The organism is Enterobacter cloacae complex sp. BZL2005, assembly GCF_049238885.1.
GTDB lineage: Bacteria > Pseudomonadota > Gammaproteobacteria > Enterobacterales > Enterobacteriaceae > Enterobacter > Enterobacter roggenkampii.
On record NZ_JBMKGI010000045.1, the window covers coordinates 1 to 1,128 of the forward strand.

At 63.2% G+C, this 1,128-nt stretch carries 1 protein-coding gene; it reads left to right on the forward strand.

The features are described from left to right. Nucleotides 1-13 precede the first annotated feature (13 nt). The coding region (locus tag ACOTXI_RS24220; protein WP_335233488.1) for a type VI secretion system Vgr family protein at nt 14-1,128 on the forward strand (1,115 nt) is incomplete at its 3' end.

A 1,128-nucleotide genomic window follows, 5' to 3' on the forward strand; every position in this document is an offset into this window, starting at 1 on the left:
TGGAATAAAGATTATGCTCAACCGAATTACCGTTCAGCTCCCGGTGGAGGGGCTTCTGTTCTGGAAACTGACGGGCCGCGAGGCGATGTCCGAGTCGTTCGCGCTGACGCTGACCGTGCTCGGCACGGACGCGCGCATTGACCGCAGTAAGCTGCTGGGCCAGCCGGTCACGGTGACCATCCCGACGCAGAGCCTGCTGACGCCCCGCTATATAAACGGCAAGATTACCCGGGTGGCGGTCAGCGCCGTTGAGCTGACGGGCACCCGCTATGCGGTGTACCAGCTGACGGTGGAGCCGGACCTGTGGCCGATGAAGCGCGACCGTAACCTGCGTATTTTCCAGGGCCAGACGGTGCCGCAGATTGTGAAAACCCTGCTGGGTGAGCATCAGGTCAACGTTGAGGACAAACTCACCGGCAGCTACCGGGTGTGGGACTACTGCGTGCAGTATCAGGAGTCGAGCCTGGACTTCATCAGCCGCCTGATGGAGCTGGAGGGGATTGCGTATCACTTCCGCCATGAGGCGGACAAGCACACCCTGGTGCTCACCGACGCCGCCACGCAGTACCAGCCGTTCAGCGGCTATGAGGTTATTCCTTACCACCAGACGCCGTCCGGCGGCAGTACGGATGAAGAGGGCATCAGCCAGTGGGCGCTGGAGGACAGCGTGACGCCGGGGATTTACAGCCTCGACGACTATGACTTCCGCAAGCCGAACGCGTGGCTGTTCCAGGCCCAGCAGAACCCGGCGTCGCCGACGCCGGGCAGCATTGACGTGTACGACTGGCCGGGTCGCTTTGTCGACAAAGGGCACGGGGAGTTCTATGCCCGCATTCGTCAGGAGCGCTGGCAGGTTGAGCATCAGCAGATTCAGGCCACCGCCACGGCGGCGGGGATTGCGCCGGGGCACACCTTCACGTTAACCAACGCGCCGTTCTTCAGCGACAACGGTGAGTATCTGGTCACGGCGGCGGGTTACCACCTCGAAGAGAACCGCTACGCCAGCGGCGAGGGTGAAACTATTCACCGGACCGATTTCACGGTCATTCCGTCGGCGGTGGTCTACCGTCCGGCGCAGACCACGGCGTGGCCGCGCACCTACGGCCCGCAGACCGCGAAGGTGGTGGG